General features: G+C 74.0%; 18 protein-coding genes. 10 read left to right on the top strand and 8 right to left on the bottom strand.

The genetic code is table 11. The annotated features are described in order from the left end of the window. Positions 1-34 precede the first annotated feature (34 nt). On the top strand, positions 35-1444 hold the full coding sequence (locus tag BMY04_RS19190) for an ATP-binding protein (RefSeq protein WP_139210004.1): 1410 nt from the start codon (positions 35-37) through the stop codon (positions 1442-1444). Continuing rightward, entirely contained in the window at positions 1441-2169 is a 729-nt protein-coding gene (locus BMY04_RS19185) for a response regulator (protein WP_091185296.1), read from the top strand. The genes BMY04_RS19190 and BMY04_RS19185 overlap by 4 nt, the downstream gene beginning before the upstream one ends. A gap of 205 nt (positions 2170-2374) precedes the next feature. On the opposite strand, the gene BMY04_RS19180 is transcribed toward BMY04_RS19185, so the two are convergent. Further along, positions 2375-2641, bottom strand: coding sequence for a GlsB/YeaQ/YmgE family stress response membrane protein (locus BMY04_RS19180; RefSeq protein WP_091185293.1), 267 nt, complete (start codon positions 2639-2641; stop codon positions 2375-2377). A gap of 165 nt (positions 2642-2806) precedes the next feature. Between BMY04_RS19180 and BMY04_RS19175 the strand changes: the two genes are divergently transcribed. Then, positions 2807-3148: a hypothetical protein gene (locus tag BMY04_RS19175; RefSeq protein ID WP_091185290.1), complete on the top strand. Its 342-nt coding sequence runs from the start codon at positions 2807-2809 to the stop codon at positions 3146-3148. A gap of 106 nt (positions 3149-3254) precedes the next feature. Beyond that, positions 3255-3701, top strand: coding sequence for an RrF2 family transcriptional regulator (locus BMY04_RS19170; RefSeq protein ID WP_091185287.1), 447 nt, complete (start codon positions 3255-3257; stop codon positions 3699-3701). Positions 3702-3800: 99 nt separating this feature from the next. On the opposite strand, the gene BMY04_RS19165 is transcribed toward BMY04_RS19170, so the two are convergent. Beyond that, entirely contained in the window at positions 3801-5033 is a 1233-nt protein-coding gene (locus BMY04_RS19165; RefSeq protein WP_091185285.1) for a phospholipase D-like domain-containing protein, read from the bottom strand. A gap of 92 nt (positions 5034-5125) precedes the next feature. Here BMY04_RS19165 and BMY04_RS19160 point away from each other — a divergent pair, with 92 nt between their 5' ends. After that, positions 5126-7636: a UvrD-helicase domain-containing protein gene (locus tag BMY04_RS19160; protein WP_232506533.1), complete on the top strand. Its 2511-nt coding sequence runs from the start codon at positions 5126-5128 to the stop codon at positions 7634-7636. A gap of 150 nt (positions 7637-7786) precedes the next feature. Here the strand turns inward: BMY04_RS19160 and BMY04_RS19155 are convergent, their stop codons facing one another. The 4 genes from BMY04_RS19155 to BMY04_RS19140 form a co-directional block, all read right to left on the bottom strand. Then, on the bottom strand, positions 7787-8686 hold the full coding sequence (locus BMY04_RS19155) for an SPFH domain-containing protein (RefSeq protein WP_139210002.1): 900 nt from the start codon (positions 8684-8686) through the stop codon (positions 7787-7789). Between the two features lie 306 nt (positions 8687-8992). After that, complete coding sequence (locus BMY04_RS19150) at positions 8993-9865, bottom strand: M23 family metallopeptidase (RefSeq protein WP_091185273.1); 873 nt, start codon at positions 9863-9865, stop codon at positions 8993-8995. A gap of 340 nt (positions 9866-10205) precedes the next feature. Next, the gene (locus BMY04_RS19145) at positions 10206-11165 is read right to left on the bottom strand and encodes a M23 family metallopeptidase (RefSeq protein ID WP_091185269.1); all 960 of its coding nucleotides are present in this window, start codon (positions 11163-11165) and stop codon (positions 10206-10208) included. Positions 11166-11262: 97 nt separating this feature from the next. Continuing rightward, positions 11263-12165: an esterase/lipase family protein gene (locus BMY04_RS19140; RefSeq protein WP_232506512.1), complete on the bottom strand. Its 903-nt coding sequence runs from the start codon at positions 12163-12165 to the stop codon at positions 11263-11265. 54 nt (positions 12166-12219) lie between these two features. On the opposite strand from BMY04_RS19140, the gene BMY04_RS19135 reads away from it, so the two are divergent. The 3 genes from BMY04_RS19135 (at position 12220) to sucD (ending at position 14892) form a co-directional block, all read left to right on the top strand. Continuing rightward, positions 12220-12660 (top strand): cobalamin B12-binding domain-containing protein, encoded by a 441-nt coding sequence (locus BMY04_RS19135; RefSeq protein WP_091185265.1) that lies wholly within the window; start codon positions 12220-12222, stop codon positions 12658-12660. 129 nt (positions 12661-12789) lie between these two features. After that, positions 12790-13968, top strand: coding sequence for an ADP-forming succinate--CoA ligase subunit beta (sucC, locus tag BMY04_RS19130; RefSeq protein WP_091185262.1), 1179 nt, complete (start codon positions 12790-12792; stop codon positions 13966-13968). A gap of 42 nt (positions 13969-14010) precedes the next feature. After that, positions 14011-14892: a succinate--CoA ligase subunit alpha gene (gene sucD, locus BMY04_RS19125; RefSeq protein ID WP_091185258.1), complete on the top strand. Its 882-nt coding sequence runs from the start codon at positions 14011-14013 to the stop codon at positions 14890-14892. Positions 14893-15051: 159 nt separating this feature from the next. Here the strand turns inward: sucD and BMY04_RS19120 are convergent, their stop codons facing one another. Further along, the gene (locus tag BMY04_RS19120) at positions 15052-15879 is read right to left on the bottom strand and encodes a nucleotidyltransferase domain-containing protein (RefSeq protein WP_091185255.1); all 828 of its coding nucleotides are present in this window, start codon (positions 15877-15879) and stop codon (positions 15052-15054) included. A gap of 63 nt (positions 15880-15942) precedes the next feature. Between BMY04_RS19120 and BMY04_RS19115 the strand changes: the two genes are divergently transcribed. Next, positions 15943-17175 (top strand): FAD-binding domain-containing protein, encoded by a 1233-nt coding sequence (locus BMY04_RS19115; RefSeq protein WP_091185252.1) that lies wholly within the window; start codon positions 15943-15945, stop codon positions 17173-17175. 64 nt (positions 17176-17239) lie between these two features. Then, entirely contained in the window at positions 17240-17365 is a 126-nt protein-coding gene (locus BMY04_RS23575; protein WP_269766237.1) for a hypothetical protein, read from the top strand. A gap of 319 nt (positions 17366-17684) precedes the next feature. Here BMY04_RS23575 and BMY04_RS19110 read toward each other — a convergent pair whose 3' ends face one another. After that, on the bottom strand, positions 17685-19514 hold the full coding sequence (locus BMY04_RS19110) for a hypothetical protein (protein ID WP_091185248.1): 1830 nt from the start codon (positions 19512-19514) through the stop codon (positions 17685-17687). Positions 19515-19612 lie beyond the last annotated feature (98 nt).

Here is a 19612-nt window from a genome sequence, read left to right as displayed (position 1 = left end):
TGCGCCTGCGCCGGGGTGGGACCCTGGAGTGGTCATGACCACACTCGAGCCCGGCCGACCCCCGCAGGCCGCCGGTGCCGACGTCGCCCGTCCGGCCCCCGGCCCGGGCGCCCCGGCCCGGCCCGCCGACGCGGGCGGCTCCCCGCGCCTGCCGCTCCCCGCCGCTGCGCCCACCGGCGGCCCCGGCGCCGCGGGCGCCCCCGCCGTCGAACCGCGCCGGCGCGCCGTACGGGTCAGCGAGGGCGCCGTGCTCGGCGGCGTCTGCACCGGGCTCGCGCAGTACTTCGGCTGGCCCGTGCTCGTGGTCCGCATCGTCTTCGTCGGGCTGGCGATCGCCCAGCTGTTCGGTGTGCTGGCGTACGGGGCCCTGTGGCTGCTGATGCCTGCGGCCAGCACCGTCGACGCCCCGGGGCTCGAGGCCGCGACCCGGACGGGCATGCGGACGGACGGCCGGCCACGCCGACGTTCCGTGGACTGGGGCGCCGTCCTGGCGCTCGCCGCGCTGGGCACCGGGCTGCTGTGGCTGGTGCAGACCAGCGGGCTCGGGGTCTCGCAGCGGCTCTTCTGGCCGGTCGCGTTCGCCTGCGTGGGGGCGGCGCTGGTCTGGCGGCAGGCGGACTCGTCGGCGCAGCAGCGCTGGCGCGCCGAGGCCGGCGGCCGGGTCTGGCTGGCGCCCTTCGTGGCGCGCGGCGGCTGGCCCGCGCTGGTGCGGGTGATCGTCGGGCTCGGCCTCGTCGGCGCGTCGTTCGGCCTGGTCGTGGCCCAGTACAACGCGTTCGCGCAGCTGCCGCAGGTCCTGGCCATGACGCTGCTGGCCCTGGCCGGCATCGCCGTCGTCATCGCCCCGTGGCTGCACCGTTCGAGGACGGCGCTCAACGAGGCCCGCGCCGAGAAGGTCCGTGCCGACGCCCGCGCCGACATGGCCGCCCACCTGCACGACTCCGTGCTGCAGACCCTGGCGATGATCCAGAAGCAGTCCGACGACCCGCGCGCGGTCGCGCAGCTCGCCCGCCGCCAGGAGCGGGAGCTGCGCGGCTGGCTCTACGCCGACGACGTGCCCGAGGCGAGCCTCAAGGCCGCCCTCGTCGCGGCCGCGGCGGAGGTCGAGGACGAGCGCGGCATCCCCGTCGAGCTCGTCGTCGTCGGCGACTGCGACACCTCCGACGCCGTGCAGGCGCTCGTGCGGGCCGCGCGCGAGGCCATGGTCAACGCCGCCAAGCACTCCGGCGCCGACAAGATCGACGTGTACGCGGAGGTGACCGACACGCTCGTGGAGGTCTTCGTCCGTGACCGCGGCCGGGGCTTCGACGTCGACTCCGTCGCCGACGACCGCCACGGCGTCCGCGGCAGCATCCTGAACCGCATGGACCGGCACGGTGGCCGGGCCAGCATCCGTTCCCAGCCCGGGGACGGCACCGAGGTACGTTTGGAGGTCACCCGATGACGACCGCCTCGCCGGCGAGCCCGCAGCCCGACCGTCTGGGCGCCGCGCCCGCCGCGTCGCCCGCCGGCCCCGCCGAACCGGCGACCCACCCGCTGCGCGTGGTGGTCGTCGACGACCACGCGATGTTCCGCACGGGGGTCAAGGCCGAGATCGGCCGGTCGCTCGCCGTGGTCGGCGAGGCGGAGGACGTCGACCGGGCCGTCCGGGTCGTGCTCGAGCAGCGCCCGGACGTCGTGCTCCTGGACGTCCACCTCCCGGGCGGCGGCGGCGTGGAGGTGCTGCGCCGCGTCCACGAGCGCGAGCCGGAGCAGCGCTTCCTGGCGCTGTCGGTCTCCGACGCGGCCGAGGACGTCATCGGGGTCATCCGGGGCGGCGCGCGCGGCTACGTCACCAAGTCGATCAGCGGGCCCGAGCTCGTCGACGCGGTCCGCCGCGTGGCGGAGGGCGACGCGGTCTTCTCCCCGCGGCTCGCCGGCTTCGTCCTCGACGCCTTCTCCGGCGCCATCGACGTGGCGAGCGTCGACGAGGACCTCGACCGGCTGTCGGTCCGCGAGCGCGAGGTGATGCGCCTCATCGCGCGCGGCTACGCGTACAAGGAGGTGGCCAAGGAGCTGTTCATCTCGATCAAGACCGTTGAGACCCACGTCAGCAGCGTGCTGCGCAAGCTCCAGCTCTCCAACCGCCACCAGCTCACCCGCTGGGCCACCGACCGCCGTTTGGTCTGAGGCCCGCCGGCCTCACCTGGCGAAACGCTGGCTCCCGGCACCCGGATCGACGTTCCGGAGGTCGGGAGTCAGCGTTTCGTGGGGGCGCTACCGCGAGATCAGCGCGCGAGCGCGGCGGAGCGAGCACCGGATGCGGTGCGAGCGGGAGAAAGCAGAACCCCGGCCGGTCCGAGGACCAGCCGGGGTCGTGTGCTGCGGACGAGCGTCAGGCGCGAGCGCCGCGAGCGCGCACGCGGACGTAGATGAGCAGCACGATGATCGCGCCGATGACCGAGCCGATGATGCCGGACGTGTCCAGGGCGATGCGGCCGTGGAAGATCAGGTTGGCCAGGAAGCCACCGACGAACGACCCGATGATCCCGAGCAGGATGGTCATCGGGATCGAGATGTTCTGGCGGCCGGGGACGATGAGCCGGGCCAGGGCGCCGGCGATGAGGCCGACGACGATGAGGGTGATGATGAAGCCGAGCATGTGGTTCTCCTTGCTGGTGGGGCGCCCGGTGGGGTCGGCGTCTGCCGTTCGGGCGCGGTTATCGCAGATCAACGTTAGTGCCTCGACCCCCGTGCAGCGGTGTGCTGAGGGGCGCGTCCGCGTCGGAACCAGGGGAGATCAGGTCTTTCCCGTAGGGTCGCGCCCATGGACGTGGTGCACCACCTGCTGGTGCTGCTCCACCTGGTGGCCTTCGCCGCGCTCCTCGGAGGGGCGCTCGTCCAGCTGCGCAGCGCCGAGCCCGAGATCAACGCCGCCATGCTGCACGGCGCCTGGGTCGCGCTGGTGAGCGGTGTGGCCCTGTGGGTCCTCGCCGACACCTTCGACGTCCGCCTCTCGCTTGCCGCGATGGTGGTCAAGACCCTCATGTCGGCCTTCGTGACGCTGCTGGTCGTGCTCAACCGGCGCTTCTTCTCCATCCCGCGGGGCCTGCTGCGCCTCATCACGCTGCTCGTGCTGGCCGACGCCGCCGTGGCGGTCCTGTGGTGAGGTGCTGCTGGCGTCGAGGCCCTGGGCCGGGGCGGGCGCGCGGGTTGACGGCCCGCGAGAGGATGGGTGCCGTGCCGAGCCGTCCGTGTCCCTGCCAGGTGCGCCCGTGAGGCTCTCCGCCCGTGTCGACTACGCGTTGCGTGCCCTCAGCGAGCTCGCCGCCGCCGACGCGCCGCGCACCGTGGACCAGCTCTCGGCCGCGCAGCACATCCCGAACAAGTACCTGGAGAGCATCCTCGGCGAGCTCCGCCGCGACGGGCTGCTGCGGAGCCAGCGCGGGCCCGAGGGCGGCTACCGGCTCGCCCGCCCGGCCGACGCCATCAGCATCGCGGACGTGATCCGCGCCCTCGACGGCGAGCTCGCGAACGTCCGTGGCAGCCGGCCGGAGAACCTCGAGTACACCGGGGCGGCCGAGTCGCTCCAGCAGGTCTGGATCGCGCTGCGCGCCTCTGAGCGCCAGATCCTCGAGGGCGTGTCCCTCGCCCATGTCGCCGGACGCGAGATGCCGGCCATGGTCGTCGACCTGGTCGCGAACCCGGCCGCCTGGAGCTGACCGCACCCCCCCCGGCGAACCGCTGAGAGACGACGGCGTCCGGGCCCGATCGGCTGTCGGGAGTCAGCGGTTCGTCGGGTCTGGGTCACCAACCTCCGGCTACAGGAGGGGCCGGAACGGCGAAAGCACCGCCTCGCTCACCTTGGCGAGCGGGTGGCGGGCGCGCCAGACCTCCCAGGTGAGCTCGACGGTGTTGCTGGAGTCGACCTCGAAGATCGTCTCCATCTGGCGGGCGACGGCCTCGTTGTAGATCTCGGCGTTGATCTCGTAGTTGCCGTGCAGGCTCAGCCGGTCGAGGTTCGCCGTGCCGATGGTCGACCACTGGCCGTCGACGGTCGCGGTCTTCGCGTGCACCATCGCGTTCTGGTACAGGAACAGCCGGACGCCGCCGCGCAGCAGGACGCCGTAGAAGCCGCGCGAGACCCAGTCGGCCACGATGTGGTTCGACTCGGCCGGCACGATGATCCGCACGTCGACGCCGCGGCGGGCGGCCCGGACGAGCGCCCGGACCATGTCGGCGTCGGGGATCAGGTAGGCGTGGGTCAGGTAGATGTGGTGCGACGCCCGGTCGAACGCCTCGAGGTACATCGCGCGGATGGGGTAGACGAGGTTGCGCGGGACGTTGCGGTGCACCCGCAGGTCGGCGTGCCAGCTGTGCCCGCCCAGGTCCGGCAGCGACGCGCGGCGCCGGGAGGCGTACAGGTTCCAGTAGTCGATGAAGGCGTTCTGCAGCTCCCACACGGCGTCGCCGGTCAGGCGGGCGTGGGTGTCGCGCCAGTCGGTGGCGTAGAGGCTGCCGACGTTGTAGCCGCCGACGAACCCGACGGCGTCGTCGACCACGAGGATCTTGCGGTGGTCGCGGCCCGAGTTGCGCAGCGGCCGGAACGGCGAGGCGATGAGCGGGTGGCGGCGGACCGCGACGTTGCTGGGCAGCTTGTAGAAGCTGGGGCGCACGACGAGGTTGGCGAAGTGGTCGTACGCCACGTAGACCTTGACCCCACGGTCGGCGGCCGCGACGAGGGCGTCCTTGAAGGCCTGGCCGACGGTGTCGCCCTTCCAGATGAAGGACTCGAAGAACACCCGCGAGCGCGCCTGCCCGATGGCGTCGAGCATGTCGCGGTAGAGGTCCTCCCCGTAGGTGTAGAGGGTGACCTCGGAGCTGCCCGCGGTCACCGAGCGCGGTGGCACGCGGGGGAAGTGGACGGGCGGGCGGCCGCGCTTGCGGTACTGGTCGATGGCGACGAGCGTGAGCATCGTCGCGCCCTGCACCGCCGCGACGCCGAGCGCCACGCGACGCACCACGGAACCCACCGTGGTACGTCGGAACCGCATGGCTTCAGGGTACGCAGCGTGCGACTTTCGTCGGGGCTCACGTCTAGGGTTGTCCCGTCATGAGCACTCCCTCCGCCGTCCGGTCCGCCCTCGTGAAGGACGGGGCCAAGGCGTTCGCCGGCAGCGGGCAGGCGCCGTCGGCGCGGCACCGACCGGGTGCGGACGAGCTGCTCGCGGGCCTCAACCCCCCGCAGCGCCAGGCGGTCCTGCACGAGGGCGGCCCGGTGCTGGTCGTCGCGGGGGCGGGGTCGGGCAAGACGCGGGTGCTGACCCGGCGGATCGCCTACCTCGTGGGGGAGCGGCGGGCGCACCCCGGCTCGGTCCTGGCCATCACGTTCACCAACAAGGCCGCGGCGGAGATGCGCGGGCGGGTCATGGACCTGGTGGGCAACCGGGCCAAGCTGATGTGGGTCTCGACGTTCCACTCCGCCTGCGTCCGGATCCTGCGCTCCGAGATCGGACGGTTCGGGATCTCACGGACCTTCTCCATCTACGACGACGCCGACAGCAAGCGGCTCATGCAGCTCGTCGCCAACGACCTCGACCTGGACGCCAAGCAGTTCCCGGTCCGGGCGATCATGACCTGGGTCTCGAACAACAAGAACGAGCTCGTCGACCACGAGACGGCGACGAGCCGGGCCGAGACACCGCTCGACATCATCCACGCGAGCGCGTACGCGGAGTACCAGCGGCGCCTGACCGCGGCGAACGCGCTCGACTTCGACGACCTGATCATGACGACGGTGCACCTGATCCAGGCCTTCCCCGACCTCCGGGAGACGCTGCGGCGACGGTTCCGGCACGTGCTCGTCGACGAGTACCAGGACACCAACCACGCGCAGTACGTCCTCGTGCGCGAGCTCTGCGGCGAGGACGACCCCGACGACCCCGCTGCGGCCGGCGGGGCCGACGGGCTGGCGATCGAGCCGCCCGAGCTGATGGTGGTCGGTGACTCCGACCAGTCGATCTACGCCTTCCGCGGCGCCACGATCCGCAACATCAACGACTTCGAGACCGACTTCCCGGGCGCGTCGGTGATCATGCTCGAGCAGAACTACCGCTCGACGCAGACGATCCTCTCCGCGGCGAACGCGGTCATCCGGCTCAACTCGGGGCGCAAGCCCAAGAACCTGTGGTCCGACTCCGGCGACGGCGCCCTCATCGAGGGCTACGTCGCCGACACCGAGCACGACGAGGCGCAGTTCGTGGCCGGGGAGGTCGCGCGGCTGCGTGACGCGGGAGAGGCCCGGCTCGGCGACGCGGCCGTCTTCTACCGCACGAACGCGCAGTCGCGGACGTTCGAGGAGGTGTTCATCCGCTCCGGCCTGGCCTACAAGGTCGTCGGCGGCACGCGCTTCTACGAGCGCCGCGAGGTGCGCGACGCGATCGCCTACCTCCGCGCGATCAGCAACCGCAGCGACGACGTCTCCGTGCGCCGGATCCTCAACGTGCCCAAGCGCGGCATCGGCGACCGGGCCGAGGGGGCCGTGTCGGAGCTGGCGGCGCGCGAGCGCATCAGCTTCGGCGAGGCGCTGCGGCGTGTGGAAGACGTGCCCGGCCTGGCGACGCGCTCGGCCAACCATATCCGGGCCTTCGCCAGCTTCCTCGACCAGCACGAGGCGATGGTGGCCGAGGGTGCGCCCGCGGACCAGGTGCTGACCAGCGTGCTCGAGCACTCCGGGCTGCTCGCGGCCCTGCAGGACTCGCCCGACCCGCAGGACCAGAGCCGGCTGGAGAACCTCGTCGAGCTGGTGAACGTCGCCCGCGAGTTCGTCGACGGCGTGGCCGCGCTCGCCGCGGGCGAGCTCGACGAGCTGGAGGCGCTGGAGGCCGCGGAGCTCGCCGGGCTCCCGCCGGCGCCGGGCGAGACGACCGAGGCGTCGGACGCGGTCCCGGCCGAGGACACCGAGGTCCTCGACCCCGAGGCCGACCTCGCCGCCGGCGCGGCCGAGCCGGACGCCTCGCTCGGGGCCTTCCTGGAGCGGGTCGCGCTCGTCGCCGACAGCGACCAGATCCCCTCCGACGACGGCGGCCGCAGCCAGGGCGTCGTGACCCTGATGACGCTCCACACGGCCAAGGGCCTGGAGTTCGACCAGGTGTTCCTGACCGGGCTGGAGGAGGGCGTGTTCCCGCACCAGCGGGCCCTCCAGGACGCGGACGAGCAGGCCGAGGAGCGCCGGCTGGCGTACGTCGGCATCACCCGCGCCCGCAAGCGGCTCTACGTCTCGCGCGCGATCACGCGGGCGGCGTGGGGGAGCCCGCAGCACAACCCGCCGAGCCGGTTCCTCGACGAGATCCCCGGCCACCTCGTGCACTGGCGCCGCACGGAGCGGGCGGTGACGAGCTGGCGCAACACGTCGGCGACGGCGGCCCGGCGCGACGACGGGGCCTGGCGCGACCGGACGGCGTACGCGTCGCCCAAGCCGAAGGTCCGGGTGATCCCGGTCGTCGAGGCGGGGGACCGGGTGCTGCACGCGACCTTCGGGATGGGCAAGGTGCTCAGCACGTCGGGCAGCGGCGACGACGTCAAGGCCGACGTCGACTTCGGCTCGAGCGGGGTCAAGCGGCTGGCGCTCAAGTTCGCGCCGCTCGAGAAGCTCTGAGCCTCGCTCCTGCGGAGGCCCACCCGGGGTCCGGACGTGACGAGAGTCAACGACTGCCTGCTCGGGGGTTCAGGTAGTCGCTGACTCTCGACGACGTCATCGTCGCGCGGTCGTGGCGTTGAACCGTAGCGCCGGGACGCCTCGCAGCGGTCAGCGCTGCTGGACGATGACGGGGGCCTTGCCGCTGTCGGGCCAGCACCCCAGGCCGCCGACGGGGATCGCCTGGCCCTTCTCGATCATCTCCCGTTGCTGGTCCAGGCACTTGCTGACCAGCACGTTCGGGTCCTTGGACACGCTGTCGGCGATGGTCTGGTTGGCCTTCGCCTCGGCGGCGGCCGTCTGCTCGCGCTGCTGGGCGATGCGGGTGTTCCCGATCTCCTGCTGCAGCTGGTTGATCCGCTGCTGGGTCGCGTCGTCGTAGTCGACCTTCGGGATGATGACCGACTCGATGTCGATGCGGTCCCCGATCCGGGCGACGAGGCGGGCCTTGACCGCGTCGGCCACCTGGTCGTTGCTGATCTTGGGAGCGGTGGGGTCGCCGCTCGCCGCCTTGGCCTGCGTCAACGGGTCGTACCCGCTGAACGCGAAGTTCAGCGCGGCGGCCAGCTCCTGGTTGACCAGGCCCGGGCCGATGTTGTCGAAGCCGCGGTACTCCGCGTAGAGCTCGCCGGCCGCCTCGGGCTTGATCTTCCAGCGCAGGGCGTTCTGCACGAAGCCGGTGGCCTGGTTGCCGAGCCGGATCTCGGTGCGCTGGTCGCCGAGGTGGTCGTCGATCTGGGTGCTGCCGTCCATCTGCACGACCCGGCTCCACGGCGACTTCCAGTGCAGGCCGGGTGAGAACTCGTGCACCGGCTTGCCGAAGGACACCTGCACGCCGACCGACTTGGCCTGGACCTGGGTCACGCTCGAGGCCAGCACCATGATCACGCCGAGGGCGGCCGTGGCGATGCCGACCAGGCGCCCGGTACGCCGGTTGCCGCCGATGCAGACCACGAGGACGGCGAGGCCCGCGACGAACAGCACGACCGCCGACAGGAACAACCCGGACACGCTCCACCTCCGTGGCTGCGGCCCCGGAGCGGTGGCCGCGTGCGCACTGTACGGCCGCACCGGTCCGCGCGGGCCGAAACCGCATAGCCGGCCTCAGCGCTCGGCGCCGCGGTCCCGGACGCACGACGCCCCGCCCCTCACGAGGAGGGACGGGGCGGGACGTTCGTGTCGACCGGCAGGCGCCTCTCGGCGAGTGGCCGCTCGGAGCGGCGAAGGGTGAGGCCCGGGGCCGTGGACCGGCCGACGCACTCCTCAACAGGGTTCCGACCGCCGTTGTTCCCGTCAGTCGGAGGCTCCTGCTGCGACCTACGGGTTGAGCCCGTGCGCCTTCAGCCAGCCGAGGGGGTTCACGGCGCGGTAGACGTCGCCCGGCGTGATCCCCGCGGGGTAGATCTCGAAGTGGACGTGCGGGCCGAACGTGCGACCGGTCATGCCGACCGCGCCGACGGTCTGGCAGCCCGAGACCTGCTGGCCGACGGAGACCGAGACCGTGGACATGTGGGCCATCAGGCTCTGCGTGCCGTCCGGGTACTTGATCGCGACGTAGTTGCCGGCCCAACCGCTGGCCGGACCGCGGCCCGCGTTGGTGACGACGCCGGACGCCGGAGCGCGCAGCGTGGTGCCGATCGGGGCGGCGAAGTCGAAGCCGGTGTGGTAGCGCGCCCAGCTGCCGACCTGGCCGAACGTCGCGGCGATGCGGTAGTGCGCGGCGGGCTCGCAGGTCTTGCCGTTCCCCGCGCCCTGGTTGGCGTCGGCGGCCGGCTGGTCGTCCTTGGCGGTGCTGGTGCCGTTCTTCTTGTCGTCGGCGATCCGGCGGGCCTGCTCCTGCGCGGCGTCGGAGGTCTCGGCCAGCTCCTTCTCGCGCTGGTCGACCTTCTTGCCGGCGGCGGCGGCGCTGATCTTGTCGTCGGTCTTGGCCAGCTCCTCGGCGCGCTGGTCGGCGATGCTCTTGACCTTGGCCGGGTCCAGCGGGGCGCGGTTGCTGGACCGGCTCGTGAGCGCGCTGTCCCGGGCGGCGGTGCCGGGGCCCGCGACGGCCGCTGTGCCCGCCGTCTGGTCGTGCGCGGCGCCGGTGTCCTGCGCGTTGCCGGTGAGGGCGAACGACCCTGCGACCCCGAGACCGAGCACCGAGACCGCCATGGCGGCGACCCCGTGCTGGAGCCAGCCTCGCTTGTTCACACGGACGTCGTCGATGAGCGCACGTCTGGCCTGGTGGCGCTGCGTCGGGGACGTACTCGGCACTGATCACCTCGTGCAGCGGGCATGACCGACCCAACCTGGACGGTCGTCCTGCCGCGGTTCGTGGGGGTTCGCGGACGGAAAAGGGCCCGTCGCCACCAGGGGGGTGTGGCGAGCGGGCTCCTGAACCATAACGGAACCGTAACGAGAGGCCAAACTTTCGCAGACCAGCACCTGAAGAGGTCTCATCGGCCTGGCGTGACCGTGACCCCCACGGGTACGGGCGGGCGGCCCTGCCCGGGCGGTCGACCGACGACCGACCGTTCCGCCGGACGCGGGATCAGCGCGTCTGCAGGCCGATGCTGCGCAGGAACGGCGCGGGGTCGACCGCCTTGTAGACGTCGCCGTAGCGCACGCCGACCGGGTAGAGCTCGAAGTGCAGGTGGGCGCCGAACGCCCGCCCGGTCTGGCCGACGTAGCCGAGCACCTGGCCCGTCTGGACCGTCTGCCCGGTGGTCACCGCCAGGCGGGACATGTGGGAGTACATCGTCGTGCGCCCGTCCGCGTGCCGCACGGCCACGTGGGTGCCCGACCAGTCGCCCGAGCTGCCCGCGAAGACGACGGTGCCGCCGAGGACGGAGTGGATGGGCGTGCCGTACGCGGCGCGGAAGTCGAGGCCCGTGTGGTAGGTCGCCCACGACCCCGTCGCGCCGAACTTGGACCCGACGACCCCGCTGGCGATCGGGAGCACCCCGTGGGTGCCCGCCGGGAGCGTGCCCGAGGTCGCGGTCACCGGGGTGAGCGCCTGGCCCGACAGCGTGGGGTCGACGTTCGGGTCGGGGGCGGTGCCGGTGACGACCCCGGCGTCGACCGCCGCCTGGCGGGCGGCGATCGCGGCCTCGAGGCGCTGCTGGGCGATCTTGGCCGCCTCGGCGGACACGGCGGCCTGGGCGGCGGTCAGCTGCTGCTGGCGCGCGGTGCCCGCCTCGCTGAGCGAGGCGCGCGCGATGCTCGTGGCGTTGCGGGCCAGGGCGTCGCCGCGCTGCGCCGCGACCTCGGCCAGCAGGGCGGACTGCAAGGCGGCGCTGCGCCGTGCCGCGGTGCCCGGGTCGGCGGCCTCCGCCTGGACGCGGGCCGGTCGGGCGGCGGTGGTGTCGGCGCGGCTGGTGAGCGAGAGGGAGCTCGCGGCGAGGAGGCCGGCGACCGCGATGAGCAGCGCGAGGATCGTGTTGGTGGCCAGGGTGCGCGACTCGCTCCAGCCGTGCGCGGACGCACGGTGCAGCACGGCGGTGGAGGACACGGCGCTCTCCTGGATCTCGATGGCGTCGCCGGGGGAGTCGACGCCGGTCGGCGGGCGAGTCCCGGTCCCGGGGGCGCGTCGCTCCGACCCCAGAATTCTAGGCGCGCGAGGGCCGTCGCGCGGGTTCCGTGACCGAATCGGGACCGGTGTGTTCACCCCGCTCGGACGCCCTTGACAGCAGGGCGGCGATCTCGTGCGCCAGGGCGCGGTCGTGGGGCATGGAGAGGTGCCCCACGCCGCGGACGTCGACGTTCGTCGCGTCGAGGTCGGGGTGGTCGACGCGGGCGTTGCGCGCGGGCACGACGAGGTGGTCGATGTCGCTCGCGTACGCGACGAACCGGGTCCGGCAGCCGGGCGCCGGCTCGGCCAGGGCGCGCACGACCGCGCTCCCGGGCTCCAGCTGGCGGGCCATCGGCAGCAGCGGGACCAGGCGGCCCAGGCGGGCCACCTCCGTGCCGCCGTGCGGCGTGCCCAGGGTGACGAGGGTGTTGACGACGTCGTCGCCGCCCTGCCGCTGGACGAACCAGCGGGCCAGCAGCCCGCCCAGGCTGTGCCCGACCACGTGGACCCGCTCGTGACCGGTGTCGCGGGCCAGCCGGCGCACCACGTCGCCGAGGGCGGTCGCGGCTCGCGCGACGTCGGAGATCAGCAGCCCGTAGTCGTGCGCGGCCACGGTGGCGAACCCCCGGGCCCGCAGCAGGTGGTCGAGCCGGGCGAAGATCGCGTGGTTGTCGACGATGCCGTGCACGAGCAGGATCGGCGTGGTCGCGGCGGCCGGGTCCAGGTGGAGCAGGCCGCGCTGGCCGGGGTCCGCCGCGCTGCCGCGGCGGCGCGACGTCCGGGCCGCCGACCCGGGCAGCGCCCCCAGCGGGTAGGTGACCAGGTGGGCCGCGGCCCAGCCGACCTCGCGGGCCAGCCCGGGCGCCGCGCCCAGCACCGGGCGTACGGCGGGCAGCAGCCGCCCGGCCGCGCGCACCGGGGTGGGAGCCGCGAACACCACCGCCCCAACCTACCGGCGCCGCGGCCCGGGCGGGTGCTGACTAGGCTGAACGTCATGGTGGCGGGGCCGACGCAGACGGGTCCGGGGTCCGCCGTGCCCCGGCGGGTGGTCGTCGCCAAGCCCGGGCTCGACGGCCACGACCGGGGCGCCAAGATCGTGGCCCGCGCGCTCCGCGACGCCGGCATGGAGGTCATCTACACCGGCCTGCACCAGACCCCCGAGCAGATCGTGGCGACCGCGCTCGCCGAGGACGCCGACGCCATCGGGCTGTCGGTCCTGTCCGGGGCGCACCTGACCCTGTTCGCCCGCGTGCTCGACCTGCTCGCCGCGGAGGACGCGTCCGACATCGTCGTGTTCGGCGGTGGGATCATCCCGGAGGCCGACCGGTCCCAGCTCCTCGAGCGCGGCGTGGCGGGCGTCTTCGGCCCCGGCACGAGCATGGCCGCGATCGTGGAGTGGGTGCGCGAGCACGTCCCCGAGCGCGAGGTGGGGTAGGGCCCTCCGCCCCGGCCGGGTCCATGGGCCGGTCGGCCGTCCAGGACCACGCACTAGGCTCGTCCACCGACCACGACCAGCAGCGAAGGCGGGCGGCCCGGGACGGGCCCCGCCTCAGGAGGACCACGGATGGACCTGTTCGAGTACCAGGCGCGCGACATCTTCGAGGCCCACGGGGTCCCGGTGCTGCGCGGCATCACCGCCACCACCCCGGAGCAGGCGGTCGAGGCGGCGCGTCAGCTCGGCACCCCCGTCGTGGTCGTCAAGGCGCAGGTGAAGACGGGCGGCCGCGGCAAGGCCGGCGGCGTCAAGCTCGCGCGCAGCCCGGAGGAGGCCGGCGAGCGCGCCGCCGAGATCCTGGGGATGGACATCAAGGGCCTGACCGTCGAGACCGTCATGGTCACCGAGGGCGCCGACATCGGCGAGGAGTACTACTTCTCGCTGCTCCTCGACCGGGCCAACCGCCGCTACCTCGCCATGGCGTCCAAGGAGGGCGGCATGGAGATCGAGCAGCTCGCCGTCGAGCGCCCGGAGGCCCTGGCGCGGATCCCCGTCGACCCGCAGGTCGGCATCGACGACGCGAAGGCCGACGAGATCGTGCGCGCGGCCGGCTTCGACGCCGACGTCGCCCCCAAGGTCGCCGCGGTGCTCAAGCAGCTCGGCACGGTCTACGAGGCCGAGGACGCGACCCTGGTCGAGGTCAACCCGCTCATCAAGACGGGTTCCGGCGACATCGTCGCCCTCGACGGCAAGGTGTCGCTCGACGAGAACGCGGCCTTCCGCCACCTCGACCACGCCGCGCTGGCCGACACCTCCGCGGAGGACCCGCTGGAGGCGGCGGCCAAGGCCAAGGGCCTCAACTACGTCAAGCTCGACGGCTCGGTCGGGATCATCGGCAACGGCGCGGGGCTCGTGATGAGCACGCTCGACGTCGTCGCGTACGCGGGCGAGGGACTGCCCGGCACGCCCAAGCCCGCGAACTTCCTCGACATCGGCGGCGGCGCGAGCGCCGAGGTCATGGCCAACGGCCTCGAGATCATCCTCGGCGACGCCCAGGTGAAGAGCGTCTTCGTCAACGTCTTCGGCGGCATCACCGCCTGCGACGCGGTGGCCAACGGCATCGTGCAGGCCTTCTCGCTGCTCGAGGGCCGCGGCGAGCCCGTCACCAAGCCCGTCGTCGTGCGCCTCGACGGCAACAACGCCGAGCTCGGCCGCCAGATCCTCACCGACGCGGCCCTGCCGGGCCTCGAGCAGGTCGACACCATGGACGGCGCCGCCGCCCGGGCCGCCGAGCTCGCGGCCGCCTGAGCCCCGCGGACGAGAACCAGAGAGCACTAGGAGCACACGTAGATGTCGATCTTCCTCAACGCGGACAGCAAGGTCATCGTGCAGGGCATGACCGGCTCGGAGGGCCGCAAGCACACCGCGCGCATGCTCGCCTCGGGCACGAACATCGTCGGCGGCGTGACGCCGGGCAAGGGCGGCCAGAGCGTCGACTTCGACGGCCGGTCGATCCCGGTCTTCGGCTCGGTCGGCGAGGCCGTCGAGCAGACCGGCGCCGACGTCACCGTGATCTTCGTCCCGGCGAAGTTCACCAAGGGCGCGGTCGTCGAGGCCATCGAGGCCGAGATCCCGCTGGCCGTGGTCATCACCGAGGGCGTCCCGGTCAAGGACAGCGCCGAGTTCTTCGCGCTGTCGCAGGGTTCCGAGACCCGCCTCATCGGCCCGAACTGCCCCGGGCTCATCTCGCCCGGGCAGTCCAACGCCGGCATCATCCCCGCCGACATCACGCCCCCCGGGCGCATCGGCCTGGTCAGCAAGTCGGGCACGCTGACCTACCAGATGATGTACGAGCTGCGCGACATCGGCTTCTCCTCCGCCGTCGGCATCGGCGGCGACCCGGTCATCGGGACGACGCACATCGACGCGCTGGCCGCGTTCCAGGCCGACCCGGACACCGACGCGATCGTCATGATCGGCGAGATCGGCGGCGACGCCGAGGAACGGGCGGCGGAGTTCATCAAGGCCAACGTCACCAAGCCGGTCGTCGGCTACGTCGCCGGCTTCACGGCGCCGGAGGGCAAGACGATGGGCCACGCCGGCGCGATCGTGTCCGGCGGCGCCGGCACCGCGGCGGGCAAGAAGGAGGCCCTCGAGGCCGCCGGCGTCCGCGTCGGCAAGACCCCGAGCGAGACCGCCCAGCTGATGCGCGAGGTCATCCAGGGTCTCTGAGCCCACCGGGGCCCTGCACGGCGGGCCCCTCAGCACCACGAACCGCTGACTCCCGACATCCCGGACGCCGATCCGGGGGTCGGGAGTCAGCGGTTCGTGCGTCGGGGGCGGGGCAGGGGTGCGGGGGCGGGGGAGCAGCAGCAGGGGCCCTCAGGGGAATCAGACGGTGTCGACGAGCGCGGCGGCCTCGGTGACCGCGCGGTGGAGGGCGTCGGGGTCCCGGCCGACCAGCGCGAAGACGCCGTGCGCCCGCTCGGCGAACCGTTCCGGCGCGGTCGCCAGCCGGCCGGCCTGGTCGACCAGGCCCTTCTCGTTGACGACCCAGCGGCCGGCGCGGGCGTGCACGGCGTGCGCGCACAGCCCGACCACCCGGAACAGCACCCCCGCCACGTACGCGGCGTCGCCCCGGCCCGCGGACTTCCCGACGGCGCCGAGCAGGAAGCGCGCCTCGTCGAGCCGGTCCAGGACGGCGGCGCGGAGCGCGTCGGGGTAGACCCGCAGCTCGGCCTGCAGCGTCGTGATCTCCCCGGTGGGGTCGGCCAGGACGCGCGCCAGGGCGAGCTCGCCGGCGTACGCCACCGTGCTGACGCCGAGCGGGTGCCCGACCTGGAAGGCGAAGTCGAGCCGGCCGGCGTGCGCGTCGGCCGACGAGCGGGCGACGCGGTCGAGGTCGCGGTAGAGCCAGTCGACCGGGGTCTGCTCGACGCTCAGCCACGCGCCGCCGTCGACCCACGGACCCCAGGCCCCGGGTTCGGTGACGGAGTCGCCCGGGCTGCCGGCGTCGCCCGGCCGCGCGTCCGCCTCCTGCTCGGCGAGGTCGCGCAGCGCGCCGACGCCGAGCGGCGGGCGGTACAGCAGGCCGAGGTCCACGTCGGAGCCGGCCTGCTCGTCGCCGCGGGCGCGGCTGCCGCCCAGGACCACGCCGACGACGCCGGGCACGGCGACCAGGCGCTCGGCGTGCGCGGCCAGCCGCTCCTCGCTCAGCACGGCAGCATCCTCCCGCACGGCGGGCCCGGCATCCCGGCGGAGGTCGGGGGCAGAAGACCTCCTGTGCCTCTTCTGCCCACGCCCCCGTCCACCGTCGACGGCGCGAGCCTGGGCGACGTCGAGGCCTGGGTCGCGCAGCACCTCGGCGACCTGACGCTCGAGGGGCCGGACGGCGTACGCGCGGGCGGGTTCGACGGCGGGCAGACCGCAGCCGACGCCGCGCTGGTCGGCCTCGACGTCGAGGGCTACGCGAACCGGCGCAGCACGGTCCTGCCGGAGGAGCGCCGGGGCGCCAGCCGGCTGTCGCCGTACATCCGCCACGGGCTGCTGCCGCTGCCGGACGTCTGGGCCGCCGTCCAGGGCGCGCCGTCGTTCGACCGCAAGCGCTACCGCGACGAGCTGCTGTGGCAGGAGTACGCCCGTCACGTGTACGCGCGGCTCGGGCGACGGTTCCGTGACTCGGTGCGCAACCAGTCCCCGACCGAGGGCCGCGAGACGTGGCACCGGCCGGCCTGGGACTCGGAGATGGCCTGCATGGACTTCGTCACCGACGAGCTCCACGAGCAGGGCTGGGTCGTCAACCAGACCCGCATGTGGCTCGCGTCCCAGTGGGCGGTCCGGGCCGGGCGCGACTGGCGGGAGGGCGAGCAGGAGATGTTCGTCCACCTGCTCGACGGCTCCCGCGCAGCCAACGGCCTGGGGTGGCAGTGGACGGTCGGGACCGGCAGCGGCAAGCCGTACGGGTTCAGCCGCTGGCAGGTGCAGAAGCGGGCGCCGCAGCTGTGCCGGCGCTGCCCGCTGCGCGACGCCTGCCCGATCGAGGACTGGCCGGAGGCGCGCCTGCGCCCGGTCGCCGACCGGGCCGACCTCAGCCGCGGCCCGATCCCGGCGGGTCCTGAGCAGGTCGAGGGCGGTGGCGCAGACGCGGTGTGGCTGACGGCGGAGTCCCTCGGCGACGCCGACCCGGCGCTGGCCGCCGACGGGTCCCGGCCGGCGGTGTTCGTCTTCGACGAGCCGCTGCTGGCCCGGCTGCGCCTCTCGGGCAAGCGGCTGGTGTTCCTGGCGCAGACCCTCGGCGAGCTGGCGGGGCGCCGCGAGCTGGAGGTGCGCCGCGGCGACGTCGTCGCCGAGCTCGTCGGCCGCAGCCTCGCCACGACCTGGACCTACGTGCCCGGCTGGCGGCGGCGCGCCGCCCGGCTGGAGCCCGTCGAGGTCCACCCCTGGCCGTGGCTCGTACGGCCCCGGCCGGCCGGGATCGGCAGCTACAGCGCCTGGCGCCGCGACCTCAAGGTCTGAGGGCGCGCCGGGCTGGGGCGTACGCGTACTGGCCCAGGCGGTCGGGCCGCCCGATGCTCGAGACGTGACGGGGTGGACGAGGGCCCGGGTGCTGCGCGAACGGCTGCGGTCTGTCGGTGGCGCGCTCCTCGGCCTCGGCCTCGCGGTCTACCTCTACTCCTGCTACCACGTCCTCGAGGCCGGGGGCTGACCGCGTCCAGCGAGCTGGGCTCGTGCGCCGAGGCCGCGACCGGACGCTGGAGCACGTCGTACCGGATCAACGAGCAGCTGGTGCTCGAGCACGGGTTCCTGCCGCCCACCGCGACCTGCCGGTGGTCCGGCGGGAGCACGGCGCTGCTCGTGGCCCCGACCTGGACGTGGACGGGGGTCGTCCTCGTCGGCCTCGGCGCCCTCGCCTTCGTCGTCGTCGGCCTGACCCGGCCGCGCAGGCGTCCGGCGCGGCGCCTCGCGCGTAGCCACGGCGGACGTCAGCCCCGCGCGACGGCGGTGCGGCACCGCCGCGGCGAGCGTCAGCTCTGCTGGGTCATCCGCTGCACCGCGCGGACGGCGACGACGTTCCAGTCGTCGGAGTCCACGTCGAGGCCCTTCTGCGGGTTCAGGAACACGAAGGCGACCTTGGTGCCCGAGGCGGCGACGCCGACGCGGAACCGGGTCGTGGTGCTGCCCGCCTTCTGCTCGACCTCGGTCGTCCAGCCCTCGACCTTGGCGCCGTCGGTGGCGACGCCGGTGACCTTGGTGGGGGAGTCGACGCTGGCCGTCAGCTTGCGCTCCTTGCAGCTCGCCCAGTCGCTCTTGACCTTGTCGACGAGCTTGGACGCGCCGGCCTCGTCCCGGGCCGTCAGGACGATCTCGTTCAGCCCGAAGATCCCGGGCACGTCCTGCAGCAGGTAGACCCGCGAGCTCCGGTCGGCGGCGGCCGTGGTCGACCAGTTGACCGACTCGCACTGGGAGCCGGTGAAGTCCTCGCTCGGCGGCTCGACCGGCGTGCCGACCCAGGGAGCGGTGCTCGAGCCGGCGGGCGGCAGGTCGCCGGTCGCCAGGAACCCGGGCTCGTCGCCCCCCACCGGCGGCGGGGCGTCGGTGGTGGCCGGGGTGGTGGGGCAGGTGCCGCCGGCGGCGGAGCACTGCGCACCGACGACCGAGGCGAGGCTGGCCGTCACGTTGTTGACGTTGAGCGCGGTCTTGCCGGGGGTGGAGGCGTCCAGGACGTCGACGGCGCGCCCCGTACGGCTCACGACGACCCAGTGCTGCGTCGTCTTGCCGTCGGCGGTGGAGTGCACGGCCACGGCCGCCGACTCGTCGCCGACGCCCGTGACGCCGCGGCCGGTGAAGATCCAGTCGCCGGGCACCGAGCAGGTGCCGAGCGCCCGGGCGGTGACGGCGAAGGCCTGCGTCGCGTCCGCCGGCGTCTGGTAGGCCTGGGCGACGTGCAGCGCGCTGCGCGCCTCGTTGCCGTCCGACGTGAGCGTGCGCGAGATCGTCTGCTGCGGGGTGGGCGCGCCCTCGAGCGGGTCGCTGCCCAGGCAGGCCGGGCCGGAGCCGGCCGGGACCGGGCCGCGGGTCGTGGCGCCGACGGTCCAGGTGCGCTTCGGGTCGGTCGGGCGGGCACCTTCGGGCGTCAGCATCGAGGCGTCGTCGAGCAGGGCCGCGGCGCTGGGCGTACCGGCAGCCGAGCTGCTGGCGCTGCTCGCACCGGGGTCGCCGGTCGCGCCCGGCTCGCCGCCCACGCCGAGGACGGCGCGGCCGACGACCAGCCCGACCACGATCACCGCGACGACGGCGGCGGCCAGCAGCGCCATGCGGCCGCGGCGGCCCAGCCGGCGCGGGCCGTCGTCCAGGTCGTCGAGGTCGTCCGGGTCGTGACCGACCGTGCTCGTGGCGTCGCGGCCGGTGGTGGCGGGGAGGAGCGTCGTCGCGTCCTCGTCGTCCGGCCGGGCCCGCGGGGTGAAGTTCAGGCGGCTGGGACGGCGTGCGGGCGGGAGGTCGGAGCCGTCGCCGGCGTCCGAGGCGTGCGGGTCGTCCGACCCGGCCGGTGCGTCCGTCGCGCCGGCGGCGGAGGCGCCCGTGACGGTCGACGGCTCCGCGGCCGGGGTCCGGACGGTCGCGGCGTCCGCGTCCGCGGCGTCCTCGCGGAAGATGGGGCGGGCCTCGTCCTCGGTGAAACGGCCCGCGCGGTCCGCGTCGGGCGCGGTGCCGGGAGCCGAGCCCGGGGTGGGCGTCGAGCCGGAGGTGGGGCTCGAGCCAGGGGTGGAGCCGCCGGCGCCCGAGGTGGCCGGCGCGTCGTCCGAGCCGGGGCTCGAGGCTCGTCGGGGGCTGTACGGGGATCGGTCGTCGGCCATGGGGGGGAACGTGCTCCTCGTGGCGTGTCGCGGGCACACCGCGTCGCCACGTGTCGTCGGTGCTGAGCCCGGGCGTCGGTCCACCTCAGGCGAGGACC

Origin of the sequence: Microlunatus flavus (assembly GCF_900110855.1) — a bacterium.
GTDB classification, from domain to species: domain Bacteria; phylum Actinomycetota; class Actinomycetes; order Propionibacteriales; family Propionibacteriaceae; genus Microlunatus; species Microlunatus flavus.
The sequence above is the reverse complement of the archived record's forward strand: the minus strand, read 5'-3'. Positions and strand labels throughout refer to the sequence as shown.